Origin of the sequence: Robertmurraya sp. (genome assembly GCF_036676585.1) — a bacterium.
GTDB lineage: Bacteria > Bacillota > Bacilli > Bacillales > Cytobacillaceae > Robertmurraya_A.
The window spans coordinates 12336-29762 of the sequence record NZ_JAKFCQ010000053.1 but is presented as its reverse complement, the minus strand read 5'-3'; the positions used below and the strand labels follow the sequence as shown (position 1 = coordinate 29762).

At 40.7% G+C, this 17427-nt stretch carries 17 protein-coding genes; 11 read left to right on the top strand and 6 right to left on the bottom strand.

Annotation, left to right across the window (positions count from 1 at the left end):
- The 10 genes from ACGLXV_RS06510 to ACGLXV_RS06465 form a co-directional block, all read left to right on the top strand.
- Window positions 1–1092 (top strand): ABC transporter ATP-binding protein (locus tag ACGLXV_RS06510; protein ID WP_391557990.1); only part of this gene is annotated, 1092 nt, incomplete at its 5' end.
- Between the two features lie 28 nt (window positions 1093–1120).
- A complete protein-coding gene (locus ACGLXV_RS06505) occupies window positions 1121–2854 on the top strand; it encodes an ABC transporter ATP-binding protein (protein WP_391557992.1) in 1734 nt (577 codons plus the stop codon).
- Between the two features lie 93 nt (window positions 2855–2947).
- A complete protein-coding gene (locus tag ACGLXV_RS06500; protein WP_391557989.1) occupies window positions 2948–3847 on the top strand; it encodes an NAD(P)/FAD-dependent oxidoreductase in 900 nt (299 codons plus the stop codon).
- Between the two features lie 228 nt (window positions 3848–4075).
- A complete protein-coding gene (locus tag ACGLXV_RS06495) occupies window positions 4076–5740 on the top strand; it encodes an alpha-glucosidase (protein WP_391557988.1) in 1665 nt (554 codons plus the stop codon).
- A gap of 130 nt (window positions 5741–5870) precedes the next feature.
- Window positions 5871–7190: a UDP-glucose dehydrogenase family protein gene (locus tag ACGLXV_RS06490; protein WP_391557987.1), complete on the top strand. Its 1320-nt coding sequence runs from the start codon at window positions 5871–5873 to the stop codon at window positions 7188–7190.
- Window positions 7191–7265: 75 nt separating this feature from the next.
- The gene (gene ybaK, locus ACGLXV_RS06485) at window positions 7266–7748 is read left to right on the top strand and encodes a Cys-tRNA(Pro) deacylase (RefSeq protein ID WP_119710320.1); all 483 of its coding nucleotides are present in this window, start codon (window positions 7266–7268) and stop codon (window positions 7746–7748) included.
- 112 nt (window positions 7749–7860) lie between these two features.
- The gene (locus ACGLXV_RS06480; protein WP_391557986.1) at window positions 7861–8955 is read left to right on the top strand and encodes a PRK06851 family protein; all 1095 of its coding nucleotides are present in this window, start codon (window positions 7861–7863) and stop codon (window positions 8953–8955) included.
- A 69-nt stretch (window positions 8956–9024) separates the two neighbouring features.
- Window positions 9025–9585 (top strand): hypothetical protein, encoded by a 561-nt coding sequence (locus ACGLXV_RS06475; RefSeq protein WP_119710318.1) that lies wholly within the window; start codon window positions 9025–9027, stop codon window positions 9583–9585.
- 426 nt (window positions 9586–10011) lie between these two features.
- Window positions 10012–10674, top strand: coding sequence for a DNA alkylation repair protein (locus tag ACGLXV_RS06470; protein ID WP_391557985.1), 663 nt, complete (start codon window positions 10012–10014; stop codon window positions 10672–10674).
- 14 nt (window positions 10675–10688) lie between these two features.
- Window positions 10689–11546, top strand: coding sequence for a Cof-type HAD-IIB family hydrolase (locus ACGLXV_RS06465; protein ID WP_119710316.1), 858 nt, complete (start codon window positions 10689–10691; stop codon window positions 11544–11546).
- A 26-nt stretch (window positions 11547–11572) separates the two neighbouring features.
- On the opposite strand, the gene ACGLXV_RS06460 is transcribed toward ACGLXV_RS06465, so the two are convergent.
- Genes ACGLXV_RS06460 through ACGLXV_RS06450 form a run of 3 tightly spaced genes read right to left on the bottom strand, consistent with a single transcriptional unit; the run spans window position 11573 to window position 13983 of the window.
- Window positions 11573–12226: a TetR/AcrR family transcriptional regulator gene (locus tag ACGLXV_RS06460; RefSeq protein WP_391557984.1), complete on the bottom strand. Its 654-nt coding sequence runs from the start codon at window positions 12224–12226 to the stop codon at window positions 11573–11575.
- Between the two features lie 12 nt (window positions 12227–12238).
- Window positions 12239–13258 carry an ABC transporter permease gene (locus ACGLXV_RS06455; protein ID WP_391557983.1) on the bottom strand — a complete coding sequence of 340 codons (1020 nt, stop codon included), beginning with the start codon at window positions 13256–13258 and terminating at the stop codon, window positions 12239–12241.
- Window positions 13258–13983, bottom strand: coding sequence for an ABC transporter ATP-binding protein (locus ACGLXV_RS06450; RefSeq protein WP_391557991.1), 726 nt, complete (start codon window positions 13981–13983; stop codon window positions 13258–13260). Before ACGLXV_RS06450 ends, ACGLXV_RS06455 begins: the two co-directional genes overlap by 1 nt.
- A 151-nt stretch (window positions 13984–14134) precedes the next feature.
- Here ACGLXV_RS06450 and ACGLXV_RS06445 point away from each other — a divergent pair, with 151 nt between their 5' ends.
- Window positions 14135–14584 (top strand): SRPBCC family protein, encoded by a 450-nt coding sequence (locus ACGLXV_RS06445; RefSeq protein WP_391557982.1) that lies wholly within the window; start codon window positions 14135–14137, stop codon window positions 14582–14584.
- A gap of 66 nt (window positions 14585–14650) precedes the next feature.
- On the opposite strand, the gene ACGLXV_RS06440 is transcribed toward ACGLXV_RS06445, so the two are convergent.
- The 3 genes from ACGLXV_RS06440 to ACGLXV_RS06430 form a co-directional block, all read right to left on the bottom strand.
- Window positions 14651–16206, bottom strand: a protein-coding gene (locus tag ACGLXV_RS06440) for an IS3 family transposase (RefSeq protein WP_391557981.1) whose coding sequence is annotated in 2 segments (ribosomal slippage) — window positions 14651–15576 and window positions 15576–16206 — 1557 coding nt in all. Because the reading frame shifts where the segments join, the coding sequence is not laid out codon by codon here.
- An 89-nt stretch (window positions 16207–16295) separates the two neighbouring features.
- Window positions 16296–16961 carry a bacillithiol biosynthesis deacetylase BshB2 gene (gene bshB2, locus ACGLXV_RS06435; RefSeq protein ID WP_391557980.1) on the bottom strand — a complete coding sequence of 222 codons (666 nt, stop codon included), beginning with the start codon at window positions 16959–16961 and terminating at the stop codon, window positions 16296–16298.
- Between the two features lie 13 nt (window positions 16962–16974).
- The gene (locus ACGLXV_RS06430; RefSeq protein ID WP_119710310.1) at window positions 16975–17322 is read right to left on the bottom strand and encodes a YojF family protein; all 348 of its coding nucleotides are present in this window, start codon (window positions 17320–17322) and stop codon (window positions 16975–16977) included.
- Window positions 17323–17427: the final 105 nt, after the last annotated feature.

Genomic DNA, 17427 nt, shown 5'->3' with positions numbered 1-17427 from the left:
CATGAGCAGGGACGGTTTGAAAAAGTAAACAAGCTGCTAAGAGAGGACAATAAAAAAGCTCTTCAAATCATGGAGATGACGATGCCTATTCTCATGTTCGGAATGAATGTTGCGATGGTTATTATTCTGTGGTTTGGCTCTCTTCAGCTGGATATCGGTGGGGCACAAGCGGGGGAAATCGTCGCTGTGCTTAATTATGGAACCAAAATTATGTTTGCTTTTACCGTTTTTTCTTTTGTTATGATGAATTACTCTAGGGCACAAGCTTCCTCAGGAAGGCTTGTTGAAATACTTGAGCAAGAAACGGATGCTGAACAGCTGAAAACTCCTTCAACAGGAAAAATAATAGACGGACGAGTGGAGTTTCATCACGTGAGTTTCCACTATCCACAAGCGCTCAAGCCAACACTGAAAGACATTAGTTTTACGGCTGAGGCAGGTCAAAGAATCGGAATCTTAGGGGAAACAGGGTCAGGGAAAACGTCCCTATTTCAGTTAATCCCTCGCTTGTTTGAGGCAACTGAAGGACATATTACGATTGATGACGAGGATATCAAAAAGTATGAAAAGGAAGAACTAAGAAAGCAAATCGGAATGGTTCCTCAAGAAGCACATTTATTTACTGGTACGGTAAAAGAGAATATTGGCTGGGGGAAGGAGAATGCCACTTTTGATGAGATTATAGAAGCTGCGAAAAAGGCAGAAATTCATGAGTTCATCATGACTCTCCCGAACCAATACGAAACTATGGTAGGACAGCGTGGGGTAAATTTATCAGGTGGTCAAAAGCAACGTCTCTCCATCGCGCGGGCAATCGTAAGACAGCCAAGCATCTTGTTATTGGATGATAGTACGAGTGCGCTTGACGCCAAAACTGAGGCTAACATTCTAGCTTCAATAAAAGACCAAGCATGTACCACTTTTATCATAGCTCAAAAAATTAGCTCGGTCATAAAAGCGGATCAAATCCTTCTCCTCGAAGAAGGATCGTTGGTCGCAAAAGGGACGCATGAACAATTGCTGAAAGAAAGCGACAGCTACCGTAGAATATACAAGTCCCAGATGCAAAAGGAGATGGAGCAGCTTGCATAAACCTCAAACAAAGCCAAAAGCAAAGAATATGAAGAGAACACTGCTTAGGGTTCTTGGCTACGCAAACAAAGAAAAGACACTGCTCTCTTGGGTTCTTTTTATGGTGATTGCAAGTTCTGTTTTTTCCTTGATTGGTCCCTATTTATTAGGAGTGGCGGTTGACGATGTTATTGCAGGAACCAATAAAGAACGATTTTTATTATTGTTATTTGGAGTCATCATCGTCTTTCTTTTGCAATCAGGGGCACTATTTTTCCAGAACTATTGGATGATTGGAATTGCTCAAGAAATAGTTTTTCGAATGAGAAACCAGCTTTTCAAAAAACTGCATATGCTCCCCATTTCCTTTTTCCAGAAGCGTCAGCACGGTGAGCTTATGAGCCGCTTAACAAATGATATGGAAAATGTCAGTCGAACATTGAATTCAGCCATTATTCAAGTGGTTACAAGTACGTTAACGATAGTAGGAACTGTTGCCATGATGTTATGGCTGAGCCCTTTGTTAACGGTATTAACATTAACGATAGTCCCTGTTATGTTTGCCGGATTGAAATGGATTACGAACCGAACAGGGAAGTTTTTTAAGGAGCAGCAAAAAACACTCGGTGACATGAACGGTTTCATTGAGGAAACACTGTCGGGTCAAAAAATTGTGAAAATGTACTCGCAGGAACGGAAAGTGATCCAACAGTTTGCGGAGAAAAACGATGCATTAAAAGAATCAAATTATTGGGCTCAAACATACTCGGGCTTTATTCCGAAACTGATGAATATGCTAAACAACGTAAGCTTTGCGATCATTGTTGGGATTGGTGGAATTCTTGCCATCAAGGGATCGGTTTCAATCGGTATCATTGTTACCTTTACTACATACTCTAGGCAGTTCACGAGACCATTAAATGATCTAGCTAACCAGTTCAACATGATTTTATCGGCTGTTGCTGGTGCAGAGCGTGTATTTCAAATCGTGGATGAAAAAGAAGAACAGGATGATGAAGGGAAAGCAAACTCCATTGATTGTTTGCGTGGAGAGATTGTATTCGATCAGGTTGGCTTTTCCTATAATAAGGGCCTTGCGACATTAAGGGATGTAAGTTTCCAAGCAAGAGCTGGTGAGACGGTGGCCCTAGTTGGACCAACGGGAGCGGGGAAAACGACGGTCATCTCCTTGCTTGCTCGTTTTTACGACAGTGATCAGGGAACGATTTGGATTGATGGAAGAGATAGCAAGGAAATTACACGAGACAGCTTAAGAAAGCAAATCGGTTTTGTTTTACAGGATTCTATTTTATTTGAATCAACCGTTCGAGAAAATATTCGGTTTGGTCGTCTAGATGCCACTGACGAAGAGGTTCTCCAGGCAGCGAAGGAAGCAAATGCGCATGATTTTATCATGAAGCTTCCCGATGGATACGATACCGTGCTAAATGGGGAGGGGGCAGGAATTAGTCACGGACAGCGACAGTTGTTATCCATTGCCCGTGCGTTACTAGCGGACCCAGCTCTGTTGATTCTAGACGAGGCGACAAGCAGTATTGACACCATTACGGAAATGAAAATTATTGAGGCGTTAGAAAGGTTGATGAAGGACCGAACCACATTTGTGATTGCCCATCGCCTGAACACGATTCAAAATGCAGACCTAATCGTTGTGTTAAAAGATGGTCAAGTCATTGAAAAAGGCTCAAACAAAGAGCTACTGAAACAAAATGGATTTTATGCAGACTTAGTTCGTACACAGCAACAAAAGGCAATTATGTGAAAGTTGGCCCTTAGTGGGTCAGCTTTTTCTTTTTTTATAGCAAAAATACCCGGTAGTTGGGCAAGGTAAGGAGGTAGAAAGGAGCGGAAAACAGTGGTGTATGATTGCGTGATTATTGGTGGAGGAATTGCTGGATTACAGTGTGCGATACAGTTAGGAAGATATATGTATAAGGTGCTCGTGATTGATTCAGGTGACGGAAGGTCTACTCTGTGCCGAAGCTATCATAATGTGCTCGGCTATCCATCCGGAGTGAGCGGTGAGTATTTACGGTCGATTGGGGAGAACCAGGCAAAGCAGTATGGAGTCGAGTTTTTACTAGAAAAAGTTGAAAAAGTGGAAAAGAAAAAAGAGATTTTTCATGTAACCACTCATAGTGGGGACGAGAAAAAGGCAAAGAGATTGTTAATTGCAACTGGGGTAATGGACCGGATCCCGCCCATCCCTGAACTGTACCCATGCCTAGGGCAGAGTGTGTATATATGTCCTGATTGTGATGGATACGAAATCAAAGACGAGGAATGTATCGTGATTGGCTCTGGTAATGTCGGTGCTAATGCGGCGTTGACTTTATTGTTTTGGTCAAAAAAGCTTGTTTATGTGAATCACGAGCGAAAAGAAGTGGATGAAAAACTCCTTAAACAGCTTAAAAAGGAGAATATTGAGTACTATGAACAGTCGATTGAACAGGTACAGGCGAAGGACGGTCAGTTTCAAGGTATCACTTTGGCAGATGGAACTCAGTTAGTTTCAACCCACGGATTTGTCGCGTTTGGAAACAACGAGGTACGTTCCGAGCTTGCTGCTCAGCTTGGAGTGGAACGCATGGAAAATAAACATATTCTTGTTGATCCTCGTTCAAAAATGACGAATATCAAACATGTATGGGCAGCAGGTGATGTGGTAGCTCATTCCGAGCAAGTGACAGTTGCGATGGGAGAAGGACTTCAAGCGGCGATTTTTATTCATAAATCATTGATGAGTGAATCCTGAATGGGAAACTGGCCGTTTTTTAGGACGGCCAGATGATTTATATTTGCGATGGATTAACGAAATTCCTGCAAAAAAGAACCCGGTATTGCGTAAAATTCTTGTAAGCGTTAAACTATTAACAACAGTGCAACCTTTTAAAGGTTATTTTTTTACCTATTTATGCAAACGGTTGCGCTCTCTAAAAAGCAGTTTACAGCATGAAAAAATAGAAGGTCAGAGGGGTAATGTATGAAGAAGATATGGTGGAAGGAAGCCGTGGCTTATCAAATTTATCCAAGAAGCTTCCAGGATTCAAATGGAGATGGAATTGGCGATTTACAAGGGATGATTCAACGACTTGATTATATAAAGGATCTTGGGATTGATGTGATTTGGATTTGTCCCATGTATAAATCACCGAATGACGATAATGGATACGATATTTCCGATTACGAAGACATTATGGAAGACTTCGGGACGATGGAGGACTTTGATGCTCTGTTAGCAGCTGTTCATGATCGTGGAATGAAGCTGATTATTGATCTGGTCCCTAATCACACAAGCGATGAGCATCAATGGTTTATCGAATCACGTCAATCTAAGGACAATCCGAAGCGAGATTGGTATATTTGGCGTGACGGGAAAGATGGAGCAGAGCCGAATAACTGGGAGAGTATTTTCGGAGGTTCTGCTTGGCAATACGATGAACAAACACATCAATACTATTTGCATGTGTTTTCAACCAAACAGCCTGACTTGAATTGGGAAAACCCGGAGGTTCGTGAAGCTGTCTATAGTATGATGAATTACTGGTTAGATAAAGGCATAGACGGGTTCCGAATTGATGCAATTAGCCATATTAAAAAGCGTCCAGGATTCCCAGATATGCCAAACCCAGAAAATAAGAAATACGTTTCTTCTTTTGACATGCATATGAATCAGGAAGGAATTCATGAGTTCCTGTCCGAGATGCAAGAAAAGACGTACGGAAAATATGATGTTATGACTGTAGGAGAAGCGAATGGGGTGTCAGTAGACGAAGCGCATCTTTGGGTAGGAGAAGAAGAAGGTAAAATGAACATGGTATTCCAGTTTGAGCATCTGGATCTTTGGGATACCGATCCTGCCAAAGGTCTTGATATTTTAGGCTTGAAAAAAGTGCTCACACGCTGGCAAAAGGGATTAGAAAAGGACGGCTGGAATGCGTTATTTATTGAAAATCACGATAAGCCGCGAATTGTCTCAACATGGGGGAACGACAAAGAATACTGGTACGAAAGTGCAACAAGCATGGCAGCGATGTATTTCCTGATGCAGGGGACACCATTTATTTATCAAGGTCAGGAAATTGGAATGACCAATGTCCACTTCTCAAGTATTGATGATTATGATGATGTGGCTGTAAAGAATATGTATCGTTTGAAGCGTGAAGAAGGGGTTTCTCATGAGGACATTATGGACATCATTTGGGCCACTTCAAGAGACAACAGCCGTACTCCTATGCAATGGTCAGATGATCACGAAGCTGGGTTTACAACAGGAACACCTTGGATGAAGGTGAACCCAAACTATAAAGAAATCAATGTGAAAAAGCAGCTAGAAGACGAACACTCTATCCTCTCTTTTTATAAAAAAATGATTCATCTGAAAAAGAACAATGAAGTGTTTACGTACGGAAAATATGAGCTTCTATTAGAAGAAGATCCGCAAATTTACGTGTACACACGAGAAAGTGACAACGATAAGGTCGTTGTTCTATCAAATCTAACTGGGGAAGCGGCAAGCTTCGCTGTAGACGGATTAGAATTAAAACACGATCAGCTGTTATTAGCGAATTATGAGATTGATCCCCACGACAACATGAACGAATTTACATTAAAACCGTTTGAGACAAGAGTATATCGTTTGACATAATATCCCTTGAAAAGACTATATCCACTCGATATGGTCTTTTCAATTTCTTAACACGATCTTAGCAATTCTCTCCATTTATACAAACTATACTGATAGTAAGACAGGGGAGAAATTAGTGAGGAGGGTCTGAATGAAGATTACGGTCTGCGGGACAGGGTATGTTGGGTTGGTAACCGGTGTTTGCTTAGCTGAAATAGGGCATGAGGTGGTTTGTTTTGATACAGATGAACAAAAAATTAACATGCTCAAAGAGGGAATTTGTCCGATATATGAACCAGGTTTAGAAGAGCTCCTGTTAAAGCAGCTTCTCGCAAAAAGGCTCCACTTTTCTACAGATGCAAAGCAAGCTTACAAAGAACCCGAGGTAATTTTTCTAGCAGTTGGCACCCCTGAAAAAGAAGATGGAGCGGCAGACTTAACGTTCATAGAACAAGCTGTAGAAACCATTGCACAACATATCGTTTCACATACAATCATCGTAACAAAAAGCACCGTCCCCATTGGTACTAATGACCGGCTCCAAGCGATGTTTGACGGCAAAGATGTGCCTGTCAATGTAGTCTCTAATCCAGAATTCTTGCGGGAAGGTTCGGGCATCTATGATACGTTTCACGGTGAACGGATTGTGATTGGTTCTAATCACAAAGAAGCCAAGGAGAAAGTGGAGGAAATCTTTCAACCTCTTCAAATTCCAATTGTTCATATGAGTATACGAAGTGCGGAAATGGTTAAGTACGCATCCAATACCTTTTTAGCGACAAAGATTTCGTTTATTAATGAAATAGCGAAGCTTTGTGAGTATACGGGTGCAAATGTAGAGGATGTAGCTCTTGGAATGGGGATGGACAGTCGAATTGGGACACCTTTTTTAAAGGCGGGAATCGGTTTTGGCGGGTCCTGTTTTCCGAAGGATACGAAAGCATTAGAAAATGTGGCAAGCCTGTATGGATACGAGTTTCAAATTCTTCGTTCCGTCATAAATGTGAATGAGAAGCAAAAGTCACTTCTTTTTGAAAAAGCCATCGATCGTATGGGGAGTGTGGAAGGAAAAACCGTTGCTGTTTTGGGTCTTTCCTTTAAACCAAACACTGATGATATAAGGGATGCTCCCTCTATTCCGCTGATGGATGATTTAATTGAAGCAGGGGCCTATGTCCGAGCGTATGATCCTATTGCTCATAATCATGTAAAAAAGAGATATCAGAATACAATCCACTATTCGGAAACGATAGAGAACGCTATCGAGCAAGCTGATTTGGTGTGTATCGTGACGGAATGGGGAGAAATTAAGGAATTTCCACTCGACAAGTACAAACGAATGATGCGAGAACCACTCCTTATTGACGGTCGAAATTGTTATAAGCTAGAAGAAGCGAAACAGGCGGATATCACGTATATCTCAATCGGTCGAGAAGTAGTAGAGAGGAAGACACCTATATTCCGCTATTAAATATACCTTCAGTGGGCAGGGAATTGTATCTCCCTGCCTTTTTTCGTATCATAAAAAATAAAAAGGGTGGGGTGTATGGCAAAGCAGGCAAAAACAAATGCGATGCGAATTCTAGATAGTAAAAAAATCGACTATGAATTAATCACGTACGATTCACATGACGAGAAAATTGATGGAGTGTCTGTGGCAGAAAAGATAGGAAAAGACCCAAAGCAGGTGTATAAAACGCTTGTTGCCCAAGGTGCGAGCAAGCAACTGTATGTTTTTATCGTTCCTGTTGAGAAGGAGCTAAACCTGAAAAAAGGGGCGCAAGCATGTGGTGAGAAAAAAATAGAGATGATTCCCGTCAAGGATATTCAAAAATGGACAGGATATATTCGTGGTGGATGTTCTCCTGTAGGGATGAAAAAACAGTACCCAACCGTAATTGACGAAAGTGCAGAAGAGTTATCTTCCATCATCGTGAGCGGTGGAAAAATCGGAGTCCAAATGGATCTGAAGCTGCAAGACTTACTTTTTGTTACAGGTGGGAAATTAGCGGAACTCACGAATGAATAAGTAAAAATTATATTTGGTCATCCTCTATGTTAGATCATGTGCTAAGACAAGGAGAGAAACGCATATATTTCTAATGCTCCACGTATGAATTTTCAGCAAAGGATGTGTGCGAATGGCTGGGAGTGTTAGAAACTACTATGCTGGCGGAAATACAGCTAAGGGTTTTCATAGTTTATTTGATGACTGTTTAAAAGATTTACAGAAGGTCTTTATATTGCAAGGGGCACCAGGAACGGGAAAATCAACACTTATGAAGAAAGTGGGAGAGTACTGGGCAGGAAGAAATTATCAGGTGGAATACATGCATTGTCCTCTAGATACTTCCTCTGTTGATGGAGTGATCATTCCAGAGCTCAAGGTGGGAATCGTGAACGGTTCGAGTTTCTATACGATTACCCCAAGGGCACTTGGTGCAATAGAGGAATACGTAAACTTAGGAGAAGGTTGGGACTCAAGTAAACTAACAGAACAAACGGACCAAATTCTGAGATTGTCCATGCTAGCAGGTAACGCCAAACAAAAAGCGTATGAGCACTTTGCCGAAGCGTTAAGCATTCATGACAATTGGGAAAAAATCTATATTGAAGCGATGGATTTCCAGAAAGCAGATGATTTGACTAGAAAATTAGTATCACAGTTTTATGGAAATATGACCTTAAATAAAGAATCAACGGTAAAGCACCGTTTTTTAGGTGCAGCTACTCCGGATGGAGCGGTTGACCATGTTCCTAATTTAACGGAGGATGTTGCCAAAAGGTATTTTATTAAAGGAAGACCAGGATCCGGGAAATCAACGATGCTAAGAAAAATTGCTGAAGAAGCACAAGTACGTGGATTAGATGTAGAAGTATATCATTGTGGATTTGATCCAAATAGTCTGGATATGGTTATTGTTAGGGAGCTGGGAATGGCCATCTTTGACAGTACGGCACCTCATGAATATTTTCCAAGCCGAGATGGAGACGAGATTGTTGATATGTACGGCTCCGTCATTGCTAGTGGAACCGATGAAATTTTCGAAGAAGAAATTTCAAACCATAAAGCAACCTATAAAAATATGATGGATCAAGCGATGGGCTTTTTAAAGGAATCAAGTGAGTACAATCAAGAACTAGAACAAATTTATACAGATGCTATGGACTTTGAAAAGGTCAATGAACTGACAGAACACGTTCAAGATATGATTCATCAGCTCGAAGAAATATAGATGACAATTCACCCCTCGTAGGCGTTTTGCATACATTACAACGAGATGTTTGTAGAGAGGGGTATGTATGTGAACTATTATCATCCAAATTATTTTTTAGATGATCGACAGCAGCCAACAATTGGAGGCTTCCCGGGCGGCTTTCCAGGAGGAGGTTTTCCAGGCGGCGGATTCCCAGGAGGAGGCTTCCCGGGTGGTGGCTTTCCAGGAGGAGGCTTCCCGGGTGGTGGCTTTCCGGGAGGAGGCTTCCCGGGTGGTGGCTTTCCGGGAGGCGGCTTCCCAGGCGGCGGTTTTCCAGGAGGAGGCTTTCCAGGAGGGGGTGACGACTTTCCAGGTGGCGGATTCCCAGGAGGAGGCGGTGGAGGTGACCAATATGGTCCACCATCAGGCCCTCCACCTTCATACGTACCGCAACAAGGTATTTCCCCTTTTGCGGTTGACCCTGGTGCCATTAGAAGATGCCGATTCCGCTTCACGTATATTTGGTTAATTAATGGAAACAGCTTCTGGTTCTATCCAACGTTTGTTGGAAGAGATTCTATTGCGGGTTACCGTTGGAGAAATAGACGTTGGGTTTATTATGGTACTGATTTAAGAAGAATCAGCAGCTTCCAATGCGGTGGAAGATAGATAAGACAGAAAAGGCATGAACTCATCTGGGTTCGTGCCTTTTTCTATGAATGTCCTCATTATCGGATGGGAGCTCAGGTTAAGCACCTGAACTGATAAATAGGCGGAGAAATTCCGCTTAATTTGTAATTGCTATTAAAAAAGCTTTAATTAGACGGAGAGATTCCGCCTATTGGCTCAAAAAACTCGAAAAGGGGAGGTTTTGCTTTGCATAAGCGGAAATCCTCCTCTTATTTACCCCGAAATGAGCTCCATTCTGCATCTAACCGGAAAATCTCCGCTTAACTTATTTTAAGAAAAACACTTCAAAACGGAACCCCCTACTTACGTGGGCATCAACCTTTAATATATTTTTACAGTTGCATCGTTGGAAAATTTACAAAAAAACTCTTACAATAAAGTTATGTCACTATAAAGGAGCACTGTATGAAAGAGATCCTCATCTTAACAAAATTATTTCGAGCGAATAGTAATCGCGAGAATGCTTATTATATGGAAAAATATATGCGAAACCAGTTTCCTTTTCTGGGAATCAAAACCCCATTAAGACGTGAGCTCATGAAGCAGTTTTTTGAGGAAACCGGTATATTAAAACAGCCATATAATGAAGAATTTGTAGAAGAGGTATGGACCCTTCCAGAAAGGGAGTTTCAAGCAGCTGCACTTGATTATATGGAAAAATCGTTAAAAAAACTGGAGAAACAGCATTTGCCTGGTATTGAAAAGCTCATCACAACTAAGTCGTGGTGGGACACAGTTGATGTTCTCGGTCCCAAAGCAGTCGGGAAAATAGCAGCCGATCATCCAGAAGTGATTAAGGAAACGATTGATAATTGGGCGTATGGTGATGATTTATGGTTAAGGCGCGCAGCGATTCTTTTTCAGTTAAAATATAAAAAGAATACAAATGAAGAGCTTTTGTATCGTTATTGTAGAGAAAACGCCGACAGCAAGGAGTTTTTTATACAAAAAGGGATTGGCTGGGCATTGCGTGAATACTCAAAAACGAATCCGAGCAGTGTAAAGAATTTTATTGAGCGCACGTCTTTATCAAAGCTCAGTATTCGTGAAGGCAGTAAATACATATAGAGGTGGAACTGATTATGATTAAATGCATCGCTAGTGATATGGATGGAACATTATTAAACTCAAAGCAGGAAGTATCCGAAAAGAACCGCGAGGCGATTCAAAAGGCATTGAATTCAGGAGTAGAAGTCGTTATTGCAACGGGTCGTTCCTATGAAGAGGCTATGTCAGTTTTACAGGAGTCTGGCTTACAGCTACCGATTATTTGTGCCAATGGGGCAGAGATACGAACAAAAGAGGGGGAAGTAGTCAAAGCTCATCCTCTAGATCACAAAATCGCGAAACAAGCAGCAGACGTGTTAAATCAAGTCGGCATTTACTACGAAATTTATACAAGTGAAGGTACTTACACAGTCGATTATGATAAGGGAGTTGAAATCATTATCGATATCTTTACGACCGCGAATCCTGAGCTTTCAAGAGAGCTTGTGCAGGAAGAAGCGCATCACCGTTATGAAAAAGGATTGATTCATAAAGTTGATAGCTATGATCATATTTTAAACGGAGAAAAAACCATTTATAAGCTATTAGTATTCCATAAGGACCATAGCTTTTTAGATGAGGTCGAGGAAAAGCTTAAGCAAATTGATCATCTAGAAGTGACCTCTTCAGCATTTGGTAACCTAGAACTGATGAACACACAAGCACAAAAGGGAATTGCATTAGCTGAGTTCGTGGAAGAAAAGGGAATTGCCTTACAGGACACGATGGCGGTTGGCGACAATTATAATGACTTATCCATGTTTCGAGTGGTTGGTCGATCAGTAGCCATGGGCAATGCAAACGACGATATTAAAGAACGATGCACTCACGTGACATTGAGAAATGACGAAAGCGGTGTAGGAGAAGCCATCCTACAAGCATTAGCTGAGTAAATAGAAAGGCTTGAGGAATAAAACCCTCAAGCCTTTTCTTTAGGTGCTAATCCATGCAAAATAAATTGAATCGTTGCTTCGATTTCTTGTTCATCATCCCAATCTAGCTCGGGAAAAAGAAGATAGCGACCGATAAGGAATCCGAAAATACTGGAAGCTGTCATCCGAACCACCTGATAAGGAGGAAGGTCAATCAGCTGGCCAGCCTCTTGATAATGCTTGATAATAGCTTCCATTCTTTCGTATACCTTAATCGCAATATGCTCCTTGAATTGCTTTTGAAGTTCAGGTTGAAAAGGAAGTTCCTGAAGGATAATTTTGAACAAGGGAATGTTTGCATTTAGAAACTCGGCACGATTCTGAATCATTGCCCGTAAAAAATCTTCTAAGCTCTCAAAATCCTGGTTCAACACCTTATTCAAGTCTTTTATCACAAACGGTGCAATCAGCTTTGCCATCATAGGAGCAACAATGGATAACAAGAGATCCTTTTTCGTTTTATAATGGCGAAAAATGGTTCCCTCAGCTACACCCGCTCTCTTTGCGATTTCGCTCGTGGAGGTAGCGGCGTAGCCTTTTTCAGCAAAGGATTCTATAGCAGCTTCAAGAATGAGCTTTTGCTTTTCAGTAAGATTTTCGTTTTTATCAATAACTTCATCAATAATATGATTATCTGACATATAAACTCCTCGTTAAATGGAACGATATTTTTTTAGGGCAAGGATGTTTAGAATCATGAACAGAAGTGAAAATCCTGCTAACATAAGCAAATCAAATGAAATCTCACCCCACCCATACCCTCTTATCATAACATTTCTTAATGCTTCTGCTCCATAGTACAAGGGTGTGAGTGGACCAATCCAGCTTACATAATCAGAAATCGACTCAAGATTAAATAATCCGGAGAAAAAGATCTGTGGAACAATCACAAGCGGAATAAACTGAATCATTTGCAACTCATTGTTTGCAAATGCGGACAGCAGTACTCCGAGTGTTAAGGCGGTCAGTGATAAAAGTAAGGTGATGACAAGAACATAAATGAACGCTCCTTCCATCATCATTCCAAGAACATAGATCGCATACGATGCTATAATGGTTGCTTGTATCATCGTGAAAATTCCAAAACCAATCACATACCCAACCACGATTTCCCATTTTCGAAGAGGACTACAAAGTAGTCTTTCAAGCGTTCCGGTCGTTCTTTCTCGTAAAAAGGATACTCCAGCAATAAGGAATACGAAAAAGTAGATGAAAAATCCTAGCAACACGGGCCCGAATGAATCAAACTGGCTCATCTTGCTTGAACCGTGAAGATAGTCGACTTCAAGCATGTTAGCGGAAGAGTCAGACTTTATAGACTCCTGTAACCACTTCATCGTCGCTCCATTGATGGTGGGGTCACTACCTTCTAACGTCAGCTGAAGAGAGCTACCTGACATATTCACATATCCATCAATGTTTCGTTCCTTTAGGGCAGTCTTTGCTTCGTCGGTTGTTTCGTATTTCCTTATGGTTGCATCATCATCATCGAGCTGTTCTACAAGGGGAGTGGGAAGGTCAACGAAACCAACCTTTGGTGTATAGCTTTCTCCATTAAAGACGAGATGAAGCATCGTTAAAACAAGGATTGGAGCCATAATGAGCAACCCCATCGTCCGTTTATCACGAATAATTTGTTTTAAAATCCTTCTTACAAGGGCCATGATGCGCATTAGTTACCACCTCCATAGCTCAAAAAGGCATCTTCAAGACTCGAGCTGTTCATATTTTCTTTTAGGGTTTGAGGTGTACCTACAGCGATTAAGTGTCCGTCTCTTATCATCCCTAGTCGATCGCATTTATCTGCTTCATCCATGACATGGGTGGTGACAATAATCGTTACTCCTTGCTTTTTTAGCTCATAAAAGGACTCCCAAATGCTTTTCCGAAGCACAGGGTCAATCCCGACCGTAGGCTCATCTAAAATTAATAGCTTTGGTTCATGGATAAGGGCAATTGCAAGTGAGAGGCGGCGCTTCATTCCTCCTGAGTAATTGGAAACTTGTTTATCGGTATGGTCATTTAGCTGAACAATCTCCATACAAGCTTGAATTCTTTCTTTTTGACGTGCTCCGTTTAGTCCGTATAAAGAAGCAAAGAATTGAAGGTTTTCTCTTGCCGTTAGTTCCCCGTATAAGGCATCTGACTGTGCCATATAACCGATTTTTGGGATCACATCAAGTGAGGGCATCACGATGCTAAACACTTTATTTTTTCCAGTTGAAGGAAGCTCAAGGCCCACAAGTTGCTTCACGAGGGTGGTTTTCCCTGCGCCGGATGGACCAAGTAACCCGAAGATTTCTCCTTCGTTAATATCTAAACTAATTCCTTTTAATACTTCTTGCTTTCCAAAGTGCTTTGTCACCTGTTCAATTTGGACAATTGGATTCAATTGAATCCCTCCTTAAAATAAAAGTGAGTAATCACTCACTATAATCATAAGCGAAACTTTTTAAAATGAAAAGGGAGATTTTGTGAATATTTTCGACAGATGTTTTACGGGATTTTAGTATAATAAGGACAAACAATCGTCCCGAGGTGCATAATAAATGGCTGATTTTCGAGTAAGTGAGATCATTCACCGACCAATCGAAGAAGTATTTAGTTATCTATCTAACCTAGAAAACGCCACAAACCTATTGCCGTTTGTGACGGATATGGAGAAATTGTCTAGTGGACCAGTTGGACATGGAAGTCGATTCTTGGAAACAAGGCTAGTCAGAAGAAGACGTATACAAGCGGAAGTTCACATGACCAAGTTCGATCGACCAACCGCCTTTACCTCAAAAAGCGTATCCAATGGAGTAGAAATCCTTTATCACTATACATTTTCAGCAATTGAGGAAGGTACCCAGGTCGAGATGGAGGCCGAAGTCAAAACTGGAGGATTTTTAAGCTTTCTTACGAAAAAACAGCTAGTCAAAATAATTAAAAATGAAGATGGCGGACAGTTACAGAAGTTAAAAGAAGTTCTTGAGGCGGAAGAAGTTCATAGATAAAGAAAGAGCCCACAGGCTATGTGAACTGCACCCTGTCAAGTAGACAGTGGAAATAATAAAAATGATTTAAGCGGCTTTAGCTCTATATTCCATAGGGCTAAGGCCGTTTAATCGTTTTTGATATCTATCATGATTATAAAAAAGGATATACTCATCAATCGCCAGAGAAAGTTCCTCAAATGTCTTATACTTATGTAAATAATACTTCTCACATTTCAGTGTTCCCCAAAAAGATTCCATTGGTCCATTATCAATACACCGACCAACTCGTGACATACTTTGTGTCATCTTTACCGCGTCTATCTTACGTTTGAATCCTTTTGAAGTGTACTGGAACCCACGATCACTATGGATAAGTGGATGTTCCCCATCTAATAGTACTGTAGCTTGGTCAAGCGTCTTGAATACAAGTTGATTATTATTGGAATGTCCTAAAACATAACTTACAATTGATCCATCATAAAGATCACGAATCGCACTTAAATAAGCCTTCTTTGATTGGCCATATTTAAATTCTGTTACATCTGTAACCCATTTTTCATTTGGTTTTTCCGCGGTAAATTCCCGATTTAATATGTTTTCTGCTACATGTTGAGGTGTAGTGCGTTTATATTGTTTTTTCTTGATCCGAATGACAGAGCGTAAGCCAGCCACTTTCATTAGTCGATAGATTCTTTTATGATTAAGTTTCACTTCAAACTGTCTATTCATATGAAGTGTCATTTGGCGATAGCCGAAGGTGCTATCAACCTTTTCTTGGAGAATTTTCATCTCTTTAATGATTTTTTCATTCTGTATTTCTCGGGAAGAAGGGGTACGATTAAGCCACTTATAGTATGCAGAACGTGTAATTCCCGCAATTTCGCAAAGTAAGCTAATGCTTAAATTCTCTTTATTGTGAAGCTCCTGAATAGCGATATACTTATCCTCAAATCGGATTGGGTTTACTTTCGCCTCCTTTCGATCTCCTCTAACTTTTTTAAGAATAAGTTCTCCGCACGTAACCGTTCATTTTCTCTTTCTAACTTTTTCATTTGAAGTTTGAATTTCTCTTCTGGAGTCAGCTTTACTTCATCTTTCTTATTCCCACGCCTATCTTTCAGGGCTTCATCCCCGCCATCTTCATACTTCTTAACCCATTGATAGACTTGTTGATAAGAAACATTATAAGTATTAGCTGCTTCTTGATAATCTTTTCCGTTCCCCAAGCAGTCAAGTACAATTTGTATTCGTTCTTCCCAAGTCGTTTTTCTTCCCTTAGTCATAGAGCTCGTCCTTCCTTGTGCCGTATCTTTTAATTCACTATGACTATTATACTTCTTAATCCAACCTCTGAGGACAGATGCATCCGATAATTCATACATTCTAGTAATCTCACGTATAGAGTAATCACCAGACAAATAATCTTTTATGGCTGATAACTTTAGTTCTTTAGAATACTTTTTCCATGTGGAAGACTCTTTTAGCCCTTCCAGACCAAATTTATCAAATTTGTGTTTCCATACCAAAATAGAGGAATGATGTACCTTATAAATTGACGCAATTTCGTATGTCGAATGTTCGTCCCCTAAAGCTTTCAATATTTTATATTTTTCTTCTGCAGAATAAGATTTTTTAGACATAAAAAATACTCCCCCGTAGGTAGCCAGATTTTTATTTTTTAATCTGTCTACCTATTGGGGAGCATATCAATGAATCCTGTGGGCTTTGTTTAAAATTTATACGTCCAAAAACGTTCGTTATTTACCCAAGCAATCATGTCGGGATCATTTGCTTTAAGCTTTTCGGCCATATTTTGAATCATTAATTGCGTTTGTGACGCATGAGCCTTAATGGTGGCGATTTTTTGATCAGATACAGCAGTTACATCATTTACGATGTCTGGTGCTCCGAGCTCATCCAACGAGTTTTTCGAAAAAGCTACGCAGTGCAGCTTTGGTCTTTTTTCTGGAGCTAATCGACCGACGGCTTTTACAACCGCAGCCCCCGTTGCATCATGATCAGGGTGTACGGAATATCCAGGGTAAAACGTGATAATTAAGGACGGGTTCACATCGGCAATGATTTCTCCCATATGATCCGCCAATTTTTCAGGATCCTCAAACTCTACCGTTTTATCGCGATATCCAAGCATGCGTAAATCCTGAATTCCAATTGATTTTGCTGCATTTTGAAGTTCCACTTTACGAATATGTGGGAGCGATTCTCTTGTTGCAAACGGTGGATTCCCTAGGTTCCGCCCCATCTCACCAAGCGTTAAGCAAGCATAGGTGACAGGTGTCCCGTTTTGGATATGCAAAGCCAGTGTACCTGAAACACCGAATGCCTCGTCGTCAGGATGAGGGAAAATGACTAAAATTTGACGTTCTTTTTCCATGATGCGCTCCTTTCTACTCAAATGGAGTTGGACTGATTTGGAAGGCAACTGCTAATTTTCCTTGATAATCGTGTCCAGCCATTAATAATCTATTTTGATCGTCTACTTCAAAATGAGTAATTCCTTCTGCGTAAACCCAGCCAATGTTTAGCTTCAAGCCAATACGGTAAGGACCATTTCCTTTGATTTGACCAATCTCGTATTTCACCAGTGCATTGCGAATAAATGCCCCTGAGGAAAAAAAGGATTCATCATTATGAGTCGCATACGCTCCATTAGTCGTTTCTAAATGTATATACACATCTTGGTTTGCAAGACGGTTTAGCTCTTTTTGAACTTCTTCCACTATGACGAGCTCCATGTTATTTCCTCCTTCACTTCTTTAACGCATATAATAATCTATATTCTACTAAAAACGTGCTGGAAAAGCGAAAAGTAGGATTGGTTGATTTTACAACAAAATTGT

Coding starts and splice junctions, on each gene's coding strand:
- ACGLXV_RS06505 (WP_391557992.1), top strand. CDS start 1,121: ATGAAGAGAACACTGCTTAGGGTTCTTGGCTACGCAAACAAAGAAAAG.
- ACGLXV_RS06495 (WP_391557988.1), top strand. CDS start 4,076: ATGAAGAAGATATGGTGGAAGGAAGCCGTGGCTTATCAAATTTATCCA.
- ACGLXV_RS06490 (WP_391557987.1), top strand. CDS start 5,871: ATGAAGATTACGGTCTGCGGGACAGGGTATGTTGGGTTGGTAACCGGT.
- ybaK (WP_119710320.1), top strand. CDS start 7,266: ATGGCAAAGCAGGCAAAAACAAATGCGATGCGAATTCTAGATAGTAAA.
- ACGLXV_RS06480 (WP_391557986.1), top strand. CDS start 7,861: ATGGCTGGGAGTGTTAGAAACTACTATGCTGGCGGAAATACAGCTAAG.
- ACGLXV_RS06470 (WP_391557985.1), top strand. CDS start 10,012: ATGAAAGAGATCCTCATCTTAACAAAATTATTTCGAGCGAATAGTAAT.
- ACGLXV_RS06465 (WP_119710316.1), top strand. CDS start 10,689: ATGATTAAATGCATCGCTAGTGATATGGATGGAACATTATTAAACTCA.
- ACGLXV_RS06460 (WP_391557984.1), bottom strand. CDS start 12,226: ATGTCAGATAATCATATTATTGATGAAGTTATTGATAAAAACGAAAAT.
- ACGLXV_RS06455 (WP_391557983.1), bottom strand. CDS start 13,258: ATGCGCATCATGGCCCTTGTAAGAAGGATTTTAAAACAAATTATTCGT.
- ACGLXV_RS06445 (WP_391557982.1), top strand. CDS start 14,135: ATGGCTGATTTTCGAGTAAGTGAGATCATTCACCGACCAATCGAAGAA.
- bshB2 (WP_391557980.1), bottom strand. CDS start 16,961: ATGGAAAAAGAACGTCAAATTTTAGTCATTTTCCCTCATCCTGACGAC.
- ACGLXV_RS06430 (WP_119710310.1), bottom strand. CDS start 17,322: ATGGAGCTCGTCATAGTGGAAGAAGTTCAAAAAGAGCTAAACCGTCTT.